At 42.1% G+C, this 20,939-nt stretch carries 16 protein-coding genes; 8 read left to right on the top strand and 8 right to left on the bottom strand.

Annotated elements, in window-relative coordinates:
• Window positions 1-107: 107 nt before the first annotated feature.
• The gene (locus A994_RS01255) at window positions 108-875 is read right to left on the bottom strand and encodes a V4R domain-containing protein (protein ID WP_004029440.1); all 768 of its coding nucleotides are present in this window, start codon (window positions 873-875) and stop codon (window positions 108-110) included.
• Between the two features lie 384 nt (window positions 876-1,259).
• Between A994_RS01255 and A994_RS01250 the strand changes: the two genes are divergently transcribed.
• The 3 genes from A994_RS01250 to A994_RS01240 all read left to right on the top strand — a co-directional run bounded on the left by A994_RS01250 (window position 1,260) and on the right by A994_RS01240 (window position 3,767).
• Window positions 1,260-2,483: an FprA family A-type flavoprotein gene (locus tag A994_RS01250; RefSeq protein WP_004029439.1), complete on the top strand. Its 1,224-nt coding sequence runs from the start codon at window positions 1,260-1,262 to the stop codon at window positions 2,481-2,483.
• Window positions 2,484-2,604: 121 nt separating this feature from the next.
• Window positions 2,605-3,021, top strand: a complete 417-nt coding sequence (locus A994_RS01245) for a ferritin-like domain-containing protein (RefSeq protein WP_004029438.1) — start codon at window positions 2,605-2,607, stop codon at window positions 3,019-3,021.
• 131 nt (window positions 3,022-3,152) lie between these two features.
• Window positions 3,153-3,767, top strand: a complete 615-nt coding sequence (locus A994_RS01240) for a rubredoxin (RefSeq protein WP_004029437.1) — start codon at window positions 3,153-3,155, stop codon at window positions 3,765-3,767.
• 404 nt (window positions 3,768-4,171) lie between these two features.
• Here the strand turns inward: A994_RS01240 and A994_RS01235 are convergent, their stop codons facing one another.
• The gene (locus tag A994_RS01235; protein WP_004029436.1) at window positions 4,172-5,557 is read right to left on the bottom strand and encodes an NAD(P)/FAD-dependent oxidoreductase; all 1,386 of its coding nucleotides are present in this window, start codon (window positions 5,555-5,557) and stop codon (window positions 4,172-4,174) included.
• Between the two features lie 185 nt (window positions 5,558-5,742).
• On the opposite strand from A994_RS01235, the gene A994_RS01230 reads away from it, so the two are divergent.
• The gene (locus A994_RS01230) at window positions 5,743-5,931 is read left to right on the top strand and encodes a hypothetical protein (protein WP_004029435.1); all 189 of its coding nucleotides are present in this window, start codon (window positions 5,743-5,745) and stop codon (window positions 5,929-5,931) included.
• 177 nt (window positions 5,932-6,108) lie between these two features.
• Here the strand turns inward: A994_RS01230 and A994_RS01225 are convergent, their stop codons facing one another.
• Together A994_RS01225 and A994_RS01220 are read right to left on the bottom strand one after the other, a co-directional pair.
• Window positions 6,109-7,266, bottom strand: coding sequence for a site-2 protease family protein (locus tag A994_RS01225; RefSeq protein WP_004029434.1), 1,158 nt, complete (start codon window positions 7,264-7,266; stop codon window positions 6,109-6,111).
• 39 nt (window positions 7,267-7,305) lie between these two features.
• On the bottom strand, window positions 7,306-8,520 hold the full coding sequence (locus A994_RS01220) for a molybdopterin molybdotransferase MoeA (RefSeq protein ID WP_004029433.1): 1,215 nt from the start codon (window positions 8,518-8,520) through the stop codon (window positions 7,306-7,308).
• A gap of 380 nt (window positions 8,521-8,900) precedes the next feature.
• On the opposite strand from A994_RS01220, the gene A994_RS01215 reads away from it, so the two are divergent.
• The 4 genes from A994_RS01215 (at window position 8,901) to A994_RS01200 (ending at window position 13,021) form a co-directional block, all read left to right on the top strand.
• The gene (locus A994_RS01215) at window positions 8,901-9,488 is read left to right on the top strand and encodes a cadmium resistance transporter (protein ID WP_004029432.1); all 588 of its coding nucleotides are present in this window, start codon (window positions 8,901-8,903) and stop codon (window positions 9,486-9,488) included.
• A gap of 160 nt (window positions 9,489-9,648) precedes the next feature.
• Entirely contained in the window at window positions 9,649-10,548 is a 900-nt protein-coding gene (locus A994_RS01210; RefSeq protein WP_004029431.1) for an ABC transporter ATP-binding protein, read from the top strand.
• 102 nt (window positions 10,549-10,650) lie between these two features.
• Entirely contained in the window at window positions 10,651-11,847 is a 1,197-nt protein-coding gene (locus A994_RS01205; protein ID WP_004029430.1) for an ABC transporter permease, read from the top strand.
• A 19-nt stretch (window positions 11,848-11,866) separates the two neighbouring features.
• A complete protein-coding gene (locus tag A994_RS01200) occupies window positions 11,867-13,021 on the top strand; it encodes an ABC transporter permease (protein WP_004029429.1) in 1,155 nt (384 codons plus the stop codon).
• 167 nt (window positions 13,022-13,188) lie between these two features.
• Here A994_RS01200 and A994_RS01195 read toward each other — a convergent pair whose 3' ends face one another.
• From A994_RS01195 to A994_RS01180, 4 genes are all read right to left on the bottom strand, one after another.
• Window positions 13,189-13,752, bottom strand: a complete 564-nt coding sequence (locus A994_RS01195; protein ID WP_004029428.1) for a diacylglycerol/polyprenol kinase family protein — start codon at window positions 13,750-13,752, stop codon at window positions 13,189-13,191.
• Between the two features lie 109 nt (window positions 13,753-13,861).
• Window positions 13,862-16,027 (bottom strand): phosphoribosylformylglycinamidine synthase subunit PurL, encoded by a 2,166-nt coding sequence (gene purL / locus A994_RS01190; RefSeq protein ID WP_004029427.1) that lies wholly within the window; start codon window positions 16,025-16,027, stop codon window positions 13,862-13,864.
• Window positions 16,028-16,048: 21 nt separating this feature from the next.
• Window positions 16,049-19,192 carry an isoleucine--tRNA ligase gene (gene ileS, locus A994_RS01185; RefSeq protein ID WP_004029426.1) on the bottom strand — a complete coding sequence of 1,048 codons (3,144 nt, stop codon included), beginning with the start codon at window positions 19,190-19,192 and terminating at the stop codon, window positions 16,049-16,051.
• Window positions 19,193-19,497: 305 nt separating this feature from the next.
• Entirely contained in the window at window positions 19,498-20,703 is a 1,206-nt protein-coding gene (locus tag A994_RS01180; protein ID WP_004029425.1) for a methionine adenosyltransferase, read from the bottom strand.
• Window positions 20,704-20,939: the final 236 nt, after the last annotated feature.

Here is a 20,939-nt window from a genome sequence, read left to right as displayed (position 1 = left end):
TATTTTTTAACAGGAAATTAGAACAGGAAACAATTAAAACAGGCATTTCCAAGGAAATAGTTTGAACCTGCGTCTTGTTTTTTAAACCAATTTTTTCACACTTTCAGTCATTCTTTTGATTTTAAAGGCTTAATTACGAACTGGCAGAAATCATCTCCCTGAGCGTAGCATTTGGTTTCCTCAGCTTCCACTTCCTGCCCATAATAATTGGAGAATACTCCTTCCAACAGTCCTGAATCAAATGCACAGGCTGGTCTTCCCAGTTGGGGCAGATCTTCACATTCAAAACAGTCATAGGCCTGAATTATAATCGGATTCATACTTTTTATCTGGATATTTCCCAGTTTATTGGCTTCCCAGAACACTGCGATATTTCGAGTAAGTTCATTGACATCCTGACCCTTTAACTTTTTATAAAATGTCTTACCCACTTTAACCCCTGCATTATGAAGTATGGGGTCTATATTAATCCCTTCATCTAATAATGCCACTCGAATAGCTCTGAACATGAAACGGAAGAAATTAAATGGGTCTTCAGATTGGACCACGTATTCTTCTAGGAGATCATTCATATCGTTTTCTATTTCCTTGGTTGATGATAAATCGCCCAGGAATTTGGAGTTTATGTAATAAATTTTCCGGCGGCGGTCCTCCGGGTCTATTACCCAGTCAATTATACCTGCATCCTCCAGGTCCTGCAGGTGTGCGGAGATGGTGGATTTTGACCGTTTGGTGGAGGAAACGATCTGGGATCCACTCATACCTCCTTCTTTAAGAATGGAGAGAATCTGTGCTTTTATTGGGCTTTGAACCACATTCACTCCAGTTTTAGTGGAAAATATCTTGATACGGCTTTCGGTATTTATGTTGGCCATTTTTAACCTTCCATGAGATTTTTTTAATTTATTATTTTAAATTATGAGACTTTTTTTTAAAAATTGGTCTTTTTAAAATATGTTCAATTTTTTAACTAATTCCTCAGTTTACTTGTTAGTTGATGTAAAGGTAGAAACTCCCGTTTTACGTTTTTTTTAAGACAAAACCATGGGATTTTTGTTTTTTCACTTGGGTTCTACTGACTTAAATCTACTTACTTAATATATAAATAGTTCGGGTATATAAGTACGTTCGTTTTGATGCGAACAGTAAACTATATATAGAATCGTTCGTAAAATAGCATACGTTCGGGGACACACGAACTTATATAAGTGTCCTGGAACATACAATCTCATGTAATATGATAAACGGTGAGTGAAAGTATGAAAGCAGAGTCAGAAAAAATTGGTGAAGGCGTATACTGGGTAGGAGTTTTAGACTGGGACATAAGAAAGTACCATGGATACACTCTAAACGGAACTACCTACAACGCTTATCTTGTATTCGGGGACGACAAAGTGGCTTTAATTGACAATGCCTACCCTGGCAACTATCAGGAACTCATGGCCCGGGTTGAAGATGCATTCGAAAAAGAAGGCAAAGAAGTTAACCTTGACGTGATAGTACAGAACCACGTTGAAAAAGACCACAGTGGAGTTTTACCAGAATTACACCGCAGATTCCCAGAAGCACCAATTTACTGCACAGAAATCGCAGTTAAAGGGCTACTGAAACATTTCCCTGCCTTAGAAGGTGCCAACTTCATTGAAGTGGGAACCGGAGATGCACTGGAACTGGGCGGAAAAACACTGGCATTTTTAGATGCATTCCTACTGCACTGGCCAGACAGCATGTTCACCCTCCTGGTAGAACAAGGAATACTCTTCCCCAACGATGCATTTGGACAGCACATATGCTACCCCCAGAGGTTCGACCATGAAATACCAGAACACGTACTGATGGATGGCACCCAGAAATTTTATGCCAACCTCATCACCCCATTATCCAAACTGGTACTGAAAAAATTCCAGGAAGTCACTGATCTTGGACTCCTGGAACAGATCAAGATGATTGCACCAGCACACGGACAGATCTGGACCGACCCCATGAAAGTCATCGGGGCCTACAGCACATGGGCCACTGGTGAATGCCCGGATAAGATCACCATCATCTACGACACCATGCACCAGTCCACCCAGAAAATGGCCCACGCAGTCGCCGAAGGAGCCATGAGCGAAGGAGTGGATGTTAAAATGTACTTCCTCCACGAAGATGAAAGAAGTGAAATCGTGAAGGACATCTTGGAAAGTAAAGCCATAGCTCTAGGGGCCCCTACCATCTACGATGAACCATACCCCAGCGTGGGTGACCTGATATACTACCTGCGAGGATTGAAATTCAACCGAACTGGAAGGGAACGCCTGGCACTAACCTTTGGATCCATGGGTGGAAAAGGAGGAGCTCCAGAAACCCTGGCCCGTGATCTTAAAGAGTGCGGATTCAACGTACTCAATGAATACGAAGTATACTACGTACCAGATGCAGATGAACTGGAAAAATGCTTCGAAGCAGGTAAAAAACTGGCTCAGGAGATAAAAAAAGCGTAATAAATACACGTTAGCCACATTAACCAATATTCAGGGATATTTCAAATGAATTTAATCCGATAGAATAATTGGTCTTGGAATACAAAATTTAACTAGGAATAAACACTGGAGGATGAGAAAAATGGATCTTATAAACGAACATAAAATAGGAATTTGTAAGGGAACTGACCTGGAAAAACTGGTAGCTGCCAATTTCAGTGGGGAAACTCAGGAAGTGGGAATGTACCTGGCCATGGCCAGACTGGCACAAAGAGAGGGACTCCCAGAAGTGGCAGAAGTACTGAAAACCATAGCATGGGAAGAAGCAGAACACGCAGCACATTTTGCTGAAATGAACGAAGTAATCAAACCCACACTCAAGGAAAACCTGGAAATGATGCTGGAAGGGGAAACCATGGCCAACAACGAGAAAAAAACAGCAGCTAAAAAGGCCAAAGAATGTGACATCGACCCTGCCCATGATTTCTTCGATGAAAGCTCCCGTGATGAAGCCCGTCACGCCCGAATGTTAAAAGGAATTCTGGAGAGGTACTTCTAAATCCTCTTTTTAACTCCTTTTTTTATATGATGGAATTAAATGTTCAATTTCATAATTTCTGTCAAATAATTTCAATCAATACCAAATTTCGTATCAAAATACCTAATTAATGTCCATAATGGAGGAACAGCGTGAACTACCAGTGTGAAATATGCCACTATATCTACGAGCCAGAAAATGGAGATCCTGAAGGTGGAATTGAACCTGGAACCAGCTTCAAGGACATACCTAGTGATTGGCTTTGCCCCCGGTGTGGTATAGATAAATCCAGTTTCACACCAATGGGGAACGAAATCCAGGCTCCCAGGGGTAAGGATCCCCTTCTGGTAATGGTGCTGGGACTTACCCAGGGACTGTGGACCATTGCTGGAACAGGATCATACTCAGTCACCCGTCAGATTGGCCGCACCTTCCTGGAAGAACTCAAATCAAAGGGATTAAAGTTTGATGACAGTAAAACATCACTGGAATCAGTTCGCAGTTACTTCGTGGAAAACCATCATATGGCCGGGAATATAGAATACTCCGTTGGGGATGATGAAGTGGACCTTAAGGTGCAAAACTGTCGTTTTTTCCCGGTATGCAGCCAGCTGGAAAGCCAGGGAGTTCTCATAACCACCTGTCCCTACACCAACACTGCAGCCATGGCCATGGAAGAAGCCACTGGGTACCGGTTCAGAATAAGTAAAGAACCACAAGGATTTGGACATCAAATAACGTTAAAAAAAGTATCTAAGGTTAAATAGTTCCTAAATTCTTTTAACCTTTTATACAAACCTTTAAATATTTATTAGATTTTACCGCCTTCAGGGGGATGGAGTCGCCCATCCCCCTTCTCTTTTTAACTATAATCTTCCTGTTTTGTCCATGATTACTTTTGATTTAGGATTATCTTGATTAGGATTATTTGATTTCGAATGAGTTTAACAAGGATTAAATTACCAGAATTAAATTTACTTAGTTTACACAGAATTAAACTTACTAAAATTAGATAGAAATAACTTAATTCAGTTCACTTAATTTGCTGTGCGATCGATTAATTAAAAGAATCTGTAAATTTTCTATTTTTATTATTAAGATTTATTCAAGTTCAAAAATAAAAAATATCAAAATTAACTTTTAAAAATAAAAAAATGGAGGTTTTAAAACCTCATCCGCAGTTATTATTCCGGGTGGTGTGGAATTGTTTTAATTTTTCACAGGCATCTTCTGCAGCCAGTATAATGGGGTCAATTACCATGGAAACAGGGGGAGCATAGGAAAATTCGGTGGTGGCCAGTTCCTGGCAGGTAACACCTTTGGCAATGGCTAATGCCATGGTGTCAACACGTTCTGCTACTCTTTCTTTGGCAATTAGCTGGCATCCGATTATTCTTCCTTTAAGATCACAAATCATCAGAACATCTATTCGTTTTGCCCCGGGATAGTAACGTGCTTTGGTTAAAGCCCTGCTTTTTCCACATATAACTTCTAATCCGTTATGGGTGGCAAAGGATTCGGTTAGTCCCACTGAACCGAATTCAAGTTCTCCAATTTTGGATACCATGGCGTTTAAAACTGGTTTGAATTCAGATTCTACTCCTGCAATGTTTTTGGCCGCAATTTTGGCCTGCCTCACCGCGGTAGAACCCAGGGGTGACTGGGTGGGCTGGCCGGTGATGGCGTCCACCACTTCTACACAATCACCCACTGCGTAGATATTGGGGACTGAGGTTTGCATTTTCTGGTTAACCTTCACTGCCCATCTTCCCAGTTCGCAACCTGCCATTTTAGCCAGTTTGGTTTCAGGGCGAACTCCAGTGGCCATGATGATCATATCAGCTTCTAAAACGTCATCTTCAAAAATAACTCCTTCCACCTGGTCCTGGCCTGCCACTTTCTCCATTCCCTTGCCCAGGATAACTTTTATGCCCTCACTTTCCAGGTACTTCTGTACAATGGTGGCCATACTGGGATCCAGAGATCTGGGAACGATTTGGGGCAGCATCTCATTTACAGTAACATCCAGACCCATCTTTTTAAGGCCAAAGGCTATTTCCAGACCGATAAGTCCTGCTCCAACCACCACCACTTTACTGCTGTGTTGGGCCCATTCTTTAATGGTTTCCCCATCTCCAATGGTCCTGATCTTGAATACTCCTTTTAAATCGGCTCCTTCAATAGGTGGAGTTATCGGTGCTCCTCCAGTTGCAATTACCAGATAATCATAGGGTAAATCGTATGATTCATCCTGAAGAGAATTAGAATCAGATTCTAGTAAATTATATCGTATTATATTCAGAGATGTGGAAACTTCCACTACCTCTGCACGGGTTATAACTTTAATATCCCTTTCCAGGTAATCTTCGGGCTGGTGCATGATGATGTCCTGGAACTGGTCTACCTGGCCAGAGAGAACGTAGGGAATAGCACAGGGGGAGTAGGCTATGTTTTCATCCCTGGTAATAACGGTTATTTTAGCTTTTTTATCGTATTTTCTTATGTTGGAGGCAGTGGACAGTCCACCCGCTCCTCCTCCAATGATGACAATTTTCATTAAGATGTTCACCTTTTTTTAGATCACTATCAAAACTTACACTAATTAATTTATAATTTATCCCTGAATAATGTTTGTTAGAGGATAAATGTTTTTAGATCAGCACCACCTTTGAAATATTTTATTCCATTCATGAGTAAAAATTCCATCCTGAGTAAAAATGAAAATTACCACTAATGGTTAATATGGCAAAAAGAAAGAGTAAGATAAAATTAGGGGTGACTTGCCAGTGCAAAAAACCAGCAGTACCCCGTTCTTCTTCAGTTCTTAGGAAAGTCCAGTGTAAAAAATGTGGAATAATTTTCAGCACAAACCGGGATGAAAATAGTGATGAAGGGGACATTTGTTTTAAATGCAGGAAAAGAACTGAATGAAGTAAATCAAAAAAAACTGAGAATAAAGTTAATTCTCTATAAATTGGGGAATGCAAGATCATAATGCAGCCTTTTTAGTTTTTCAACGTTAATAAGGCTATTTGTTCTAATTCTAATATTTTATTTCCAGAAGACCAAAAAGAATAGTTTAAATAGGGAAAATAAGATGTTTAATGATTAAAACATCTGCATTATTCCTGGAACTGTTCCATAAACTATTAAAAGTGTTACAATTCCGATCATCAACCATGAAACACAGGAAACGATTTTTCCAGTTATATTTTCGGGTATTTTGTATCGGAGCAGTTCCTCAAATATAATCCCCCCGTCCAGGGGTTTCATTGGGAGGAGGTTAAACAGTCCTACCATAATGTTCAGGGCGTATATCCAGTAACACAGATCAGCCAGGTTGTATAAGAACCAGGGGATCACATCTCCATAGGTCTGGGCAACAGAGGGTTTAACCACCAGGTTGGTGTCTCCCCGAATTCCAATATAGGTTGTCGATGCATTGTTGGGATTACCAGTTGATGTAACAGTGTAGGTGCCCTGATTAGTTGTTAAAGTTATTTTATCTCCCGGGCTGGTATTATTTAAGAATTTATTGGCTGCAGTCCGGTTACCAACAGAATATCCATTAATACTTTGAATAACCATTCCATCCTGAAGTATGCCTTCTGAAGGGCCTCCAGGGGTCACACTGGTAATTTTCAGTCCATCTGACTGGAATGCATAGGGGATAAATGACATGGTCAGGATGATTAACACCACCCAGGCAATTGCTGCCAGTCCCAGGTTGAACATGGATCCTGCAGCATATATTCGCAGTTTAACCGATCTTTTGGCCTTTTCAACATCTTCTTCATCCAGTTCCACAAATGCTCCGGGCAGTATTGCCACTAAGATCACACCAATGGATTTAACTCCCACTCCCTGTGCCCTGGCCAGAATTCCATGTCCAAACTCGTGAACTACCATCAATAGGGCAAGGGCGACTATTCCTGAGAAGATAGGAATGTATATGGGGGATCCAGGAATATCAACTCCGGGTAAAAGAAGCGCTGCCTGGGGGGCCTGTAACATGTACTTTAAGGACAATATTAACAGGTAAACCATTATTCCCATGCAGATGACTGATGCAGGGATGCCTATGTTCATAGTCCAGCGCCAGAATCTGGGGCTTGCCTGGGCTATGGAATCAATCCATCCCTTCATTTTTTGGGTCCTTCTCATAAGAATGGGTCCATAAACGTCCACTTTTAGCTTATTTCGGAATAAAATGGCTACAATATAGACACTGATAAAGAAAATGATGTAGTACCATAAAACGTTCAAACAAGATCACCTTTGTATTGAATAAGTAACTTCAATGCTTTAAGCTTTTAGAGAATGATAAGGGAGAATCTGGCATTGGTCCCCTTCTTCAATCCCTTCCAGGTTTTCCGGGATTATAATGTACGAATCAGATTCCACCATTGATCTAATGATCCCTGATCCCTTTATCTTCAGAGGATGGACCATCTCACCTTCCATCCGGGCCCTTATGTAATCAGTTCTGCCCAGAGTGGAAGCTATCTTTCTCGCTGCCTTTTTATGGACTAACAACGGGTTCCGTTTAAATCCCTGCATTTTGAGTAATGCCTCCCTGGCGAAAACATCGAACTGTACCATAGCAGCCACTGGAAAACCAGATAACATAAAAACAGGTTTTCCCTGAACCTGTGCGAAACCAAAGGGTTTACCTGGTCTTAAAGACACTCCATGAACATGAACTTCGCCTAATTTTTGAGCTACATCCACCACAACATCTCCTTTACTTATAGCAGTGCCTCCTGTGGTTATGAGGGTATCGTAATCCTTTAACAATTCATTAAAGCGTTCTTCCACCAGCTGGGCATCATCAATGGAGTGGAACATTTCAGGAACTGCCATACAGCTTTCTACCATAGATTTAATGGTAAAGTGATTGGAATTAATTATTTCTGCCCCTTCAAGATCTTTTTTAGGCATCACCAGTTCGCTTCCAGTTATAAGAACAGCTATCCTGGGTTTTTTATACACTGAAACATGGTCAAAACCTGCTGAGGCAATGATGGCCAGTTCTGCAGGTCCCAGGAGTTTACCCTTTTCTAGTACAGTATCTCCCTTATTAAAGTCCTCTCCTGCAGGGGATACATTCTCGCCGGGTGTCAGGGATGTTTCCACGTGGATAATGTCTCCCTCTTCATGGGTGAACTCCTCCATGACTACTGCATTTGCACCGGAAGGTATTGGGGCCCCGGTGGATATTTTAATTGCTTCACCAGGTTTCAGTTTCAGATCTGACTTTTGCCCAGCCCCTATTCGATCCATCACTTTCAGCTGGAATGGATTGGTTTCAGAGTGGCCAAAACTATCTTCAGCAAGCAGAGCATAGCCATCCATGGCTGAACGATCAAAAGGTGGTGAATTCAAAGTACTGATGATTTCCTGAGCATTCACTCTTTGATAAGCTTCTTCTAATGAAATTTCTTCTACGTCCGTGGATTCTGTGAAAGTATTGATGATTTTCTGGGCATCATCCAGGGGCATGAGTTTGGATAAAAACATTTTCATCATCTGTGGAGGGGTACGTTTGGATAATTTTATGATTGACTTTAAATACGATTTAAACATATTAATTGTATATTTAAAGCTTTTGACCTCTTTTTTATATTCATTACGCACTTTTAAACCGATTTATCATATTTCTTAATTATTATGGTGGACTTTGGAATGCCCTAACTCTTTGGGTATTTCCTAAATCTGAAATTTTTACTTATATTGGAACATATAAAATCTAGTTAAAGGTTGTTATATCTCCCTATTTATAATAATGTTAGATGGAATTTAAGTGGTAGATATGTATATTTAATTTAAAGAGCGTATAATCTAAATTTAAGGCCTTAATTCTATAATAAACTATTTAAAAGGTTAATTAAAGGATTTAAATGGAAACTATAATAATTTTAACTGCAATTTTTGCATTTATATCCACCAACCTGGATGACATGTTTATTCTTGCAGCTTTCTTTGTAAATCCACATTTCAGGACGAAAGATGTGGTTTTGGGCCAGTATTTAGGATTTGTCATTCTATTAACAGTTAGTTCCCTGGCATATTTCGCCCAGTTCATTATTCCACCTCGATGGATCAGTTTACTTGGAATTATCCCCATTGTCATTGGAATTAGGAGCTTAATCTACCTTAAAAATCCGGAATCAGATGATTCAGGAGAAACTCCGGACTTCAACAAATACAAATTTGGTCAAAAGATCTTACCAGTGGCTTTAGTTACCCTGGCCAATGGTGGTGATAATTTAGGGATTTACATGCCTCTTTTTGCCAGTATGGGGCTTCATAGCTTGTTCTTAACTGCCATCACCTTCCTGTTCATGGTTGGAGTTTGGTGCTTTTTAGGATTTAAACTGGTAAACAATTCCATTTTAGGGGATAAAATTAAAAATTATGGCCATTATATTCTTCCATTTGTGATGATAACCATTGGGCTGGTGATTCTTTTAAGGGGATGGTTTTAAATTACTGGGCAGTGTTAAACTGTTTACATTAAGTAGGTCAAACTATGATTTTGGTTAAATAAATAAAGAAGATAAAATCAAGTAATAAAGAGGAGTTATATTAAAGGAATTATTAATCAAATCCCGTGATGGAGATGTGGACTTGAGCTCGGACAATGTAATGATTAAAATAGACTCTTTAAACAAGTCTTTCGGACGCATCAGGGCACTGGAAAATTTGAATCTGGAAATAGAAAAAGGTGAATTGTTGGGAATAATCGGACCCAACGGTGCTGGAAAAACCACGGCTATTCGGATTATTTGCTGTATACTTCAACCCGACTCGGGGAACGTAACTGTGGGGGGGTACAGCATTTATCATGACCAGATCAAAATCAAATCCATGATCGGGTACTTACCGGAGGAACCTAACCTTTATGAGCGTTTCAAAGCACGGGACCTTTTAAAGTACTTCGGTGAACTGTATGGTGTCCCTAAAAATGAGATTAATGGCAGGATAGATGAGCTCCTGGAGCTGGTGGGGATGAGCCACCGTGCCGATGATCAGATCAACACGTTTTCCAAGGGGCTGCGTCAGAGAATTGGAATTGCCAGGGCACTGATCCATGATCCTGAAGTTATAATATTTGATGAACCCACCATGGGTCTGGACCCAGCCACTTCCCGGGCCATTCGCAACTTCATCAAAGAGCTTAAAGGGGATAAGACTGTTATTTTATGCACTCATTACATGGATGAGGCAGATTTACTTTGTGATCGGGTTGCAATCTTAAATCAAGGGAAAATTCGTAATATGGGAACTCCTGAATCTTTGAAGGAGAAAATACACGGTGATATAATCCTGCAGGTTCGGGTTAATGAACCCCAAAAAATTCAAAAAGATCAGATACTGGCCTTTGACTCTGTGGAGGGAGTGAACTTGGAGGGTAACCAGTTCTTGATATCCTTACGCTCCCGGGAGGATATATCCTCTATAATCGATATTTTTGGTGAACAGGCCATCTCCGTGAACACCAAAGAACCCACTCTGGATGATGTATTCATCCAGACTACGCAGTGAAGTTTGGATTGGCATTGGAATCCAATTTGGAGAATATTTTCACTTTGTATTATTATTATTCTCCGTATTTCGTCCGAATACTAAGAATTAAAGGCATAAAACATGAAAATCAACATGAATTTCAGCATCATCACTCGTTGGGAGTTTAAAAACACTCTCAAGAGTAAGAAATTCATTTTAATCTTTTTTATGCAGTTATCAGTCCTGGCTATGCTGATCTTCATGTTCAATTCCTTTGCAACCAACATAGAGTCGGAAAAAGGACTTTCTATAACTCCCTCCCTGGTTGATTTTGCCACTCTGGATGTGGATGACCCTGGAGGGTATTTTAAAAAAAGCATAGACCCTGAAATAATAAAGATATATTCCACCAATGGTAACAGTTCTCTCCTTCGCCTTGAAACTGGTGAAACCAATGGATTTTACACGGTTTCATCAGACTCAATTCAGAGGATACAGAATGGGGAAGTAGTGGATACGGTGCTCTATCTTGATTACTCAGATCCCAGGAGGAGTGTGGTTAGAGATTCCATCAACACCACCACCAAATCATTATCCTCTGCTTTAACTCAATCCTATTTACAATCAGCTAATCCTTCCAATACCAGCTCTCAAACTGGAATTAATGAGGAAAACACTGGGGAATCGCTTCCTATGCAGATCATCAAGAAGGTGATGCTGGTGGTGCTGTTGTTCCTTCCTCTTTTTTTATTTGGTAACATAATCATTGACAGTGTGGTGGGGGAAAAGGAGCGTAAAACTGGTGAAATATTAGTTGCCATGCCCATATCTCCTGGTGAGATTTTGCTGGGTAAGGGACTTGCCGTAGTTGCCATATCTGCACTGCAGGTGGCTATGTGGATAGCTGTCCTCATAGCAGCGGGTTTCACCATAAACAATGTTATACCAGTTTATCTCCTGGTGGTGCTCACTGCCATACCAATAGTGGGCCTCACATCCATAATTGGAGCTTATGCCAAAAATTACAAGGAAGCAGGAATCGGATTAACCTTCGCCTACATCATCGTGGTTGGATTTTTGATTGTCCCTGCACTGGCATACATATCTCGAAAAAGCTTTTCTGCTAATATTTCTCCCATGACTGCGGTTATGCGTTTATTTGCAGGGGAAGCCATTTCCATACCAGAAATTCTCATGTCAGTGACAGCTGTAATTATTTTAAGCATAATATTTTTTAAAATTGCAGCATGGCTCTTTGGGCGGGATGATGTTCTATTTGGGCCACGTCCGGGACCGGTAAAACTCACACTACAATTTTTCCGTATTAAAAAGAGATAGTTAAACTAGGACCTAAATCATGAAAATTCCCACCAGCATCTGGAAAATCAAGGCACTGGCCATAAAAGAAGCCAGGGATATCCTACAAAATAGGATATACTTACTGGTGGTTTTGGTTCAGGTTTTCATAATCATCGGGGCAGTGGGCCTGGTGGCGGTAGCTGCTGTGGCCAGTGACCCGACTCTACTGGATCAGACTGGGGTTACATCTGCTCTTAACATTGGTTTACCTCAGAACCTGGAGGGTTCAAGCCTTTCAAAGTACTTGGAAGATGAGAAAATAACTTTAAATTATTATAACACCACTGATGAAGCTAAAACTGAACTTGGAAAGAAGCTGGTGGCAGTTGTTGATCTTTCCCCATCAGGAGAGGTAGTGGTGCAAATGGATAACTCTAATGTATTTTATCCAGTGGTATCCACCAAGATCCGTGATGCAGTGGACAATTTCAACACCGAAAACACCCTTAAAAATGCAGGTTTAAACCAGAGCCAGGTTAATATAATTCAAAACCCAGTTAAATTCCAGGAAATTAAAATAAATCAAGATAAAGAGGTACCACTGGCACTGGACAGTCCCTATTTCGTGGAAGTAATATACGGATTTATAGTGCCATTTATTCTCCTTCTACCTTTCTTCATGGCCAGTAACATTGTAACTGATAGTGTGGTTGGTGAAAAAGAGAGGAAAACCTTTGAAGTACTCCTGATGACCCCTCTCTCCAGTTACATGGTAATAATTGGTAAGATAATTCCCATACTGCTATTTTCACTCATACAGAGCATAGCATGGATAGCAGTCCTTGATCTTCTCCGGGTGCCCATATTCAATGCTGCTCTTCTGGTGGTGGTATTGTTCTTCATGGGCCTGGCTTTCATTGGATTGGGGATACTAATATCCATGCTGGTGGACAGTACCAAGGAAGCCAACTCTGCCATAACTTTGGTACTGGTATTTGCCACATTCATCCTTTTCATCCCATTATTCGTTAAATCTGAAATTTTTCAGGGAGTATTCAACTTTATACCCACGGTTTTAATGGTTAAACTGGCAGTATCTCCTAATATCCAACCAGAAATCATGTTATACTTGCTGCCCACACTGATCATATCCTTCCTCATATTTGTGGGCACGGTGCGGTCTTTCCGCCATGAAAGAGCTATAAGATTGTAAGTTTTTTTTTTAAATGTTGAAAAAGGCAATTTAAAATTTTTCCGAAATCAACGGCTATTTTGTTTAATTGGGTGTAAATCAGGAAGTCAAATTTGGGGTTTTGAATATAAATTGTGCGTAATCTGGAAGTATAAATCTGGTGTTAAATGAGGAGTATGAATTGGACGTTAAATAAGGAAGTAAATTACTACCGTAATTGCTAGTGCTGAAATCAGGGGTATGGGCACGTTATCATCAATGGGACTGTAGGCTTCAGTTAGGGTACCGGCTAGTGCACCAATAAAAGCAGGGATCAGTGGTAACTGGGTGAGAGAAACCAAGAATCCCACTCCCAGGAATGTTAAACTCCCTTCAAGGGTTTTATGTGATTGGAAAGGTAATTTTATTCTTCCAAACCTTCGACCGATAAGAGTTGATGCGGAATCCCCAAATAGAAGGATGAGGATCGCGGCATTGGCAATGGCCATGTTAAACTGGAAGATGTACAGGGTTATTATAATTCCAATAAAAAAGTAAACAAATCCTCTTTCATCCTCGTCACGTTTGGCAACCCGTAAAATAGTGGAAAAAAAGGGAATATGGTGTTGATGGTCCAGTCGAAACACTATAACCACGAAGGCCAGGATGGTCACACAGAGAATGATCAACAATTGTGGTGGTAGAAAATAGCTGAGAACAACGATAAAGACTCCAGAAGCATGAATTAGCTGCCTCCAGAGTTCTTTTTTCATATCATCAGACCATAAACTTTTATGTATTTTTTATATTACCAATGCCTTCTTATTACGCCAATACATTCCATTTACCAAGCTCTTTTTATAATCACAGTTCATGAACTCATTAGGCCATGAACTTTTCAATAACGCCCTGGTAAGCATCTTTAAGCTGCTGAATGTCAATTTCAATGTTTGAAGGGCTTAATTTAAGAGAATTTCCTTTAACTGTACCAATTACTGCTGCAGGGACATTCATTACCTGTAAGGTGTTCAAAATCTCTGCAGAACTTCCTTCTTGCACGGTAACCAGGTAACGGGCATGGGATTCTGAGAAGAGTATCTCTGAATCAGAAAGACTTTCAGCACCAGGGGCTGCTGATATATCTACATTGGCTCCCAGGTTTCCTTTAATAGCCATTTCTGCCAGTGCAACAGCTAATCCTCCTGCTGAAAGATCATGGGCTGCAGTAACCTGGCCATTTTCATCGTTACGGATTAATTCCAGAACAGCATGAGCTGAGGCGTATTCTGCTTCAATATTAACCTGGGGTGATTCTCCCTGTACCACTCCATGAATGGTCTTATGGTACTCTGATCCATCCATCTCTGGTTGGGTGGTTCCAATGAGGATGATCTTATCCCCTTCATTTTTGAAGTCCATGGTCCTTATATCCTTAAGGTCCATGATCCCGGCCACACTCACCACTGGTGATGGATTAACAGTAACTCCTTCTGTTTCATTGTAAAAACTGACGTTTCCACTGGTAACTGGTAACTGGAACCGGTTAGCAATGTCTGACATTCCCTGAACGCACTCTTTGAATTGCCAGAACACATCTGGTTTTTCCGGGTTTCCAAAGTTAAGGCAGTCCACCATGCATAATGGTTCTGATCCCATGGCCACCACGTTACGTATTGCTTCAGCCACAGCCCCAGCCCCTCCATGGTATGGGTCAAGATAGCAGTGTATGCTGTTACAGTCACTGGTGAGAGTAAAGGCTTTCTCATCATCCACCCGCAGTACTGCAGCATCATCCCCGGGCTTGATTACCGTTCGGATCTGCACCTCGTGATCGTACTGCCGGAACACCCACTTTTTACTGGCAAGATTTGGACTGGAAAGTAAGTTTAAAAGGGCTTCATCAAGGTTCCCATCTTCTATTTCAACATATTCTTCGTCATTTACAGGTTTAATGGCTTCACGTTCCACCAATGGTGGGTCAGCCAGCAGTTGAGTGGGTACATCTGCCAGGGGTTCCCCTTCCTGGGTGACCACCATGCGGCCGGTGTCGGTGACCTGACCAATCACTGCATAGGGCAGCTCATGCTTATGAAATATTGCAAGTAAGCCATCCACATCCTGAGGGTTCACCACGAAGACCATTCTTTCCTGGGACTCGGAGAGCATAATTTCATAGGGAGTCATTCCTTCCTCTCTCAGCGGTACTTTGGTCAACTCCATCTGAGCACCATTACCACTTTTATCAGCCATTTCCGAAATACAGCAGGTGAGGCCTCCTCCTCCCAAGTCCTTCAATCCCTGAATGTTAACTTTCTCCAGGGCCTCAAAGGTGGCTTCCATGACCTGTTTCTTAGTGAAGGGATCACCCACCTGAACTGCAGGTCTGCTTTCCAGTTCTGAAGAAGAGGTTAACTCTTCTGAAGCAAAGGTAACACCGTGTATACCATCCCTTCCAGTGCGGCCTCCCATCAATACGAAAACATCTCCCACATTGGGGGCTATTCCAAGTACAATTTCATCCTTACGAACAATACCTGCACAGACCACGTTAACCAGTGGGTTGAATTTGAAGTTATCCTCAAATTCCACTTCTCCACCAACAGTGGGAATACCTACTCGGTTACCATAGTCTGAGATTCCTTTAACCACGTATTCAAAGATGTAACGTGAACGCTGGTCTTCCATGGGTCCAAAACGTAGAGAATCAAGAAGGGCAACTGGCATTGCTCCCATGGATATGATATCCCTTATAATTCCTCCAATCCCAGTACCTGCTCCTCCGTAGGGTTCCACGGCTGAGGGATGGTTGTGGCTTTCCATACCCATAACCAGGGCCAGGTCATCGGTGAGTTCCACGATACCTGCATCGTCTCCAGGGCCCATTATGACTTTTTCACCCTCGGTGGGGAATAATTTCAGGATGGGCCGGCTGCTCTTATAGGAGCAGTGTTCAGAGAACATTATATCCAGCATACCATATTCCAGGGGGTTGGGTTCCCTTCCCAGTTCTTCTTTGATGTATTCCATTTCCGTGTCAGTTAAAGTCATCTTTTCGCCCTCTTTAGGAGTTCATTGTTTAAAGATAATAGATAATTCAAATTCTTCAATATTCCACTTTTTAGTGTGATATCCATCTTCAGTTCCAAATTCAAGTTCCTTTGCTCTTACTTCGTGTGAAATGAAGTCTAAATGCGGTTCTACCAGTTTCTGGAATTCCAGGCTGCAATCAACAGCCACATTTATATTGGCCTCTACATCCAGATCAAGGTCTTTTCGCATGTCTTGTATCCTTCTTATGAGTTCTCTGGACATGGCCTCTGATAATATTTCAGGCGTTAACTCGGTGTCCACGAAGACACTTCCTCTGGAAAATTCAGCACTGACCACTTTATCTGGAAGTTCGGTTTCAAAGACCACATCACCATCTTCCAGAGTAATGGTCTTATCATCCAGTTCCACCACATACTCCCCACTGGTTTCAAGGGCAGTGACAATCTCGGCACCATCGGCTGATGCCAATTTACTCGCAACCTTAGGCACGTCTCCACGAAGCTTGGGCCCAAGGGTTTTCATATTGGGGGCAGCCAGGACTTTGAGACCTTCAAATTCTTCTGAAGTTTCCACACTCTTGGTGTTAGCTTGCTCAGTGAGCACATCTGATAGGGCTAGAGCAGCAGTTACTGCATCCCGGTCCTCGGTGACGATAATGATCTTACTAACTGGCCAGCGGAGCTTGTAACGGGCAACATCACGGGCACGGGCACAGGCTTCAATTATATCCCTTAAAATGTCCATGTTGTTTTCCAGGTCCTGATCAATGAGGTTCTCGTTAAGACACCAGTCCAGCATGTGCACACTTTCTGGGGCATCCTCCTCAACACCGCGTACCAGGTTCTGGTAGATTTCCTCGGTGATGTGGGGGGCTATGGGTGCTAAGATGGTTATCATATTCTTAAGCACGTGGTAAAGTGTGTAGTAGGCTCCCAGTTTGTCAGGGTCGTCTTTTTCCACCCAGGTTCGTCCCCTTATTAGGCGCACGTACCATCGGCTGAGATCTTCCAGTATGAAATGGTTGAGACTGCGGGTGGCCTTGTGAAGGTGCAGGGAATCCAGGGCATCGGTGACCTCGAGGGCCACGGAATGAACTCTTGAGGTGATCCAGCGGTCTTCATCGCGGAATATAAGATCATCTGGGCTATAAAGGGTGGGGTTGAATTCATCCAGTGCCATGTAGGTGGTGCTGAAGACGTAAACATTCCAGAGGATGTTAAACATCTTATTCACAGTTCCCATTTCTTCCCAGTTGAACTTAAGATCATCCCAAGGCTTGTTACCCCACAGGAGGTAGAAACGGAGAACATCTGCCCCGTACTTGGCTATAACCTCATCCGGTTCCACCACGTTTCCCAGGGATTTACTCATCTTTTTACCTTCCTCATCCAGGGTGAAACCGTGCATTAAAACCTTCTGGTAAGGTACACTGTCCAGGGCGATTACTCCGCAGCCCATCTGGGAGTAAAACCATCCTCTGGTCTGATCATGGCCCTCGGTGATGAACTGGTAGGGATACCATTCCTCAAACATTTCCTTCTCCTTAGGGTAATGTAGAGCAGCCCATCCAGCAACTCCAGAGTCTATCCACACGTCCAGAACATCAGGGGTTCTCTGCATCTTACCACCACAGGAGCAACCCAGTTTTATCTCATCCACATGTGGGCGGTGGATGAAATCCCCTTCCAGCTGGCCTTCTGTGATCTTCTCCTGCAGTTCATCTATGGATCCGATTACTTCCATCTTTCCACAGTCTTCACAGATCCAGATGGGTATGGGTATTCCCCAGTAACGTTGCCTGGAGATGGTCCAGTCCCGGGCATTTTCTATCCAGTTACGGAACCGGTTTTCACCAGCCCATGACGGGACCCATTCCACCTTATCCAGTTCACTGAGCATCTGGTCTTTGACTGCAGTAACCTTCAAAAACCATTGTTTGGTGGCCAGGTAAATGATGGGAGTTTTACATCTCCAACAGAAACCGTAACGGTGATCAATGATGCCCTCTTTGAATAAAAGATGGTGGGCATCCAGATCAGCAATTATGTAAGGATCAGCATCCTTAACGAATTGGCCTTCATATTTGCCCGCATCGGGGGTGAACAATCCTGCCTCGTCCACCGGGCAGAATATTGGTAATCCATATTGTTTTCCAATTTCAAAGTCATCTGGACCGTGTCCAGGTGCGGTGTGCACGCAGCCGGTTCCCTCGGTGAGGGTCACATGGTCTCCAGGTAATATACGGTGCTGGAAATCCCTGTGGAAGGGTATCTCTTCAGGAAGGGGGTGTATGTATTCAGTTCCTTCCAGATCACTTCCTTTGACCACTTTTATTATTTCATAATCCTGTTCCGGGAAGGTGGATTCCACCAGGGCTTCAGCCATCAGGTAAACCATGTCCATGCCTTCATTTTCAACTTTAACGTAAGCGTAATCATAATCTGGATGCACACAAATTGCCAGGTTGGCCGGTAGTGTCCAGGGAGTGGTGGTCCATACCAGAATGTACTCGTTTTCCCGGCCTTTTAATGGGAACTTAACGTAGATGGAGGGGTCTTCCTTGTTTTCGTAGTCGATCTCGGCCAGGGCCAGTGCAGTTTCGCATCGGGGGCACCAGGTGATAACCCTCAGATCGTTTACAAGGAGTTCCTTTTCATGGGCTTTTTTAAGGGTCCACCAGGCGCTTTCCATGTACTGAGTGTCATAGGTCACGTAAGGATCATCCCAGTCCATCCAAACACCCATTTTTTCGAACTGTTTGGTCATGAGGGCCTGGTTTTCCACTGCAAAATCCTTACACTTGTTCACGAAGTTTTCAATCCCGATCCTGGTTTCTATTTCCTTCTTACTTTTAAGTCCCAGGAGTCCTTCCACCTTGTGTTCAATGGGTAGTCCATGGGTGTCCCATCCGGCCTGTCTGCGGACGTTGAATCCAGACATGGACTTGAAACGGAGGAAACTGTCCTTTATTGTCTTGTTCCAGGCAGTTCCCAGGTGTATTCGTCCACTACAGTATGGTGGTCCGTCTAAAAATGAGAAATTAGGTTGATCTTTCCTCAGGTCTTTAGTAAGCTGGTATATTTGTTTATCATCCCAGAATTTCTGTACCTTATCTTCGATGGTTTCAGACTGGTATGATCGGGGGGCTTCCTTGATTGCCATGTAACATTCTCCTTGTAATAATTGTTTATTAATTAAATACTCAACCGAAATAACGTAAACCGGCTGTTTCAATTAGATGATCTTCATAAAACATAATGATTAATCATACTGAGTATCTACTCCTAGCAAGATCTATTCATATCAAACTTTGTTTGCGGTCTTTTATATCCTTTTATTATAATTGAGATGGTCAGTGGTAAGAATGGGCGGGAGTGATAATTACAATAGAAATTTCTTGAATAAAGTAGATTCAAAAATAAAAGAATAATTGAGATTTTAAAGAAAAATAAAAGGGAATGAAGGTTTTAAAAGGTTCGAACTTTTCCCTTTATTAACATCTCAGTTATCTTGTTGATGTCAGCCAGCCAGGTGTCCATAACACCCTGAACTTCACTTCTAACCTTACTCATCTCGTAACCTTTCTCCAGGATAAGCTGTGCACTTGCAGCTTTTGGCTGGTCAATAGGGGCTCCAATCTGGCTTAAAATCATCATGTGAACCTGGTTAACACCTTCAACTTCTTTAACAATGTCATTGGCAATCTGGTTAGATAAAAGGTTGTATATTTTACCCACATGGTTTATTGGATTTTTACCAGAGGTAGCTTCCATTGACATTGGGCGGTTAGGGGTTATAAGTCCGTTAGCCCTGTTTCCACGGCCCACTGATCCGTCGTCTCCCATCTCTGCAGATGTACCGGTTACAGTGAGGTAGTAACCTTCTTCGGTTGTACTGGTGGGGTCGTCTGCGGTGTTGATGAATGTTTCAACATCCCTGGAGGTGTGTTTCAGGGCCAGGTTGGTGACGATATCTTTGAGTTCTTCTTTGGTGTCCAGGTAGGTTTGTGCGCCGTCAACATACTTGGAGATCATGGCCACAGCCACGGTAAGGGTGATTTTATCATGGTCACGTAGTCCCATGACTTTTATGTCTTCCCCAACTTGTGGGTATTTATTTTTGAATGATTTGGAGTTTAGAAGTTCTTCAATGGCCATAACCATGCTTTCGGTTTCGGAGAATGGTGCGAATCCAACTCCAAAGGATGTGTCATTGGATGCAGGCATTCCTTGCCTTTTGAAAACATCTACCAGGTCTCCAGAGCCGTGTCCAATTTTGCACTCTACCACGGTGCAGGTTTCCACGTCCAGGTTGATCAAGGCTTCATTAAGATATTCTTTGGCTGCTTTAATTGCTATCCTGTCTATACCAATTTTTTTGCCTTCGTATTCTGGGACTCCCCTTCCGGTGAGGAGGATGTCCATTGGCTTTATTATATCTCCTCCTCCGAATTCAGGAGAAGATTCACCCGCGGTTATCTGTACTTCATCAGTGTTATGGTGTAAGACACCACCGAAATGATCTAAGTAAGCGTTGCACAGTCCCCGGCTAACTGATTCTGCGATTCCATCGCTTATACTATCTGGGTGGCCTATCCCCTTCCTTTCTACGATTTCTATTTCCTGTTCCTCAATTGGCTTTTGAATAAGCTCTTCAACAATAATATTTCTCATACAAGATCCCTCTAATGTTATAAAAACCTATTATAATGATTAGGTTAAATCTATCTTTATGAGTTATGATTTTTAGCAAATATGTATAGTTTTGAACATATTTTGGGTAGATCATAACTCGAGTTGGTGTACTTTATGCCTTTTGAGTTAGATGATATAAAAAATGATCGGTGTTTTAAGGATTTCATACGATCTCGTAGTAGGAGATCAAGTACCAAATCCCAATACATAACTAG

Origin of the sequence: Methanobacterium formicicum DSM 3637 (genome assembly GCF_000302455.1) — an archaeon.
GTDB classification, from domain to species: domain Archaea; phylum Methanobacteriota; class Methanobacteria; order Methanobacteriales; family Methanobacteriaceae; genus Methanobacterium; species Methanobacterium formicicum_A.
The sequence above is the reverse complement of the archived record's forward strand: the minus strand, read 5'-3'. Positions and strand labels throughout refer to the sequence as shown.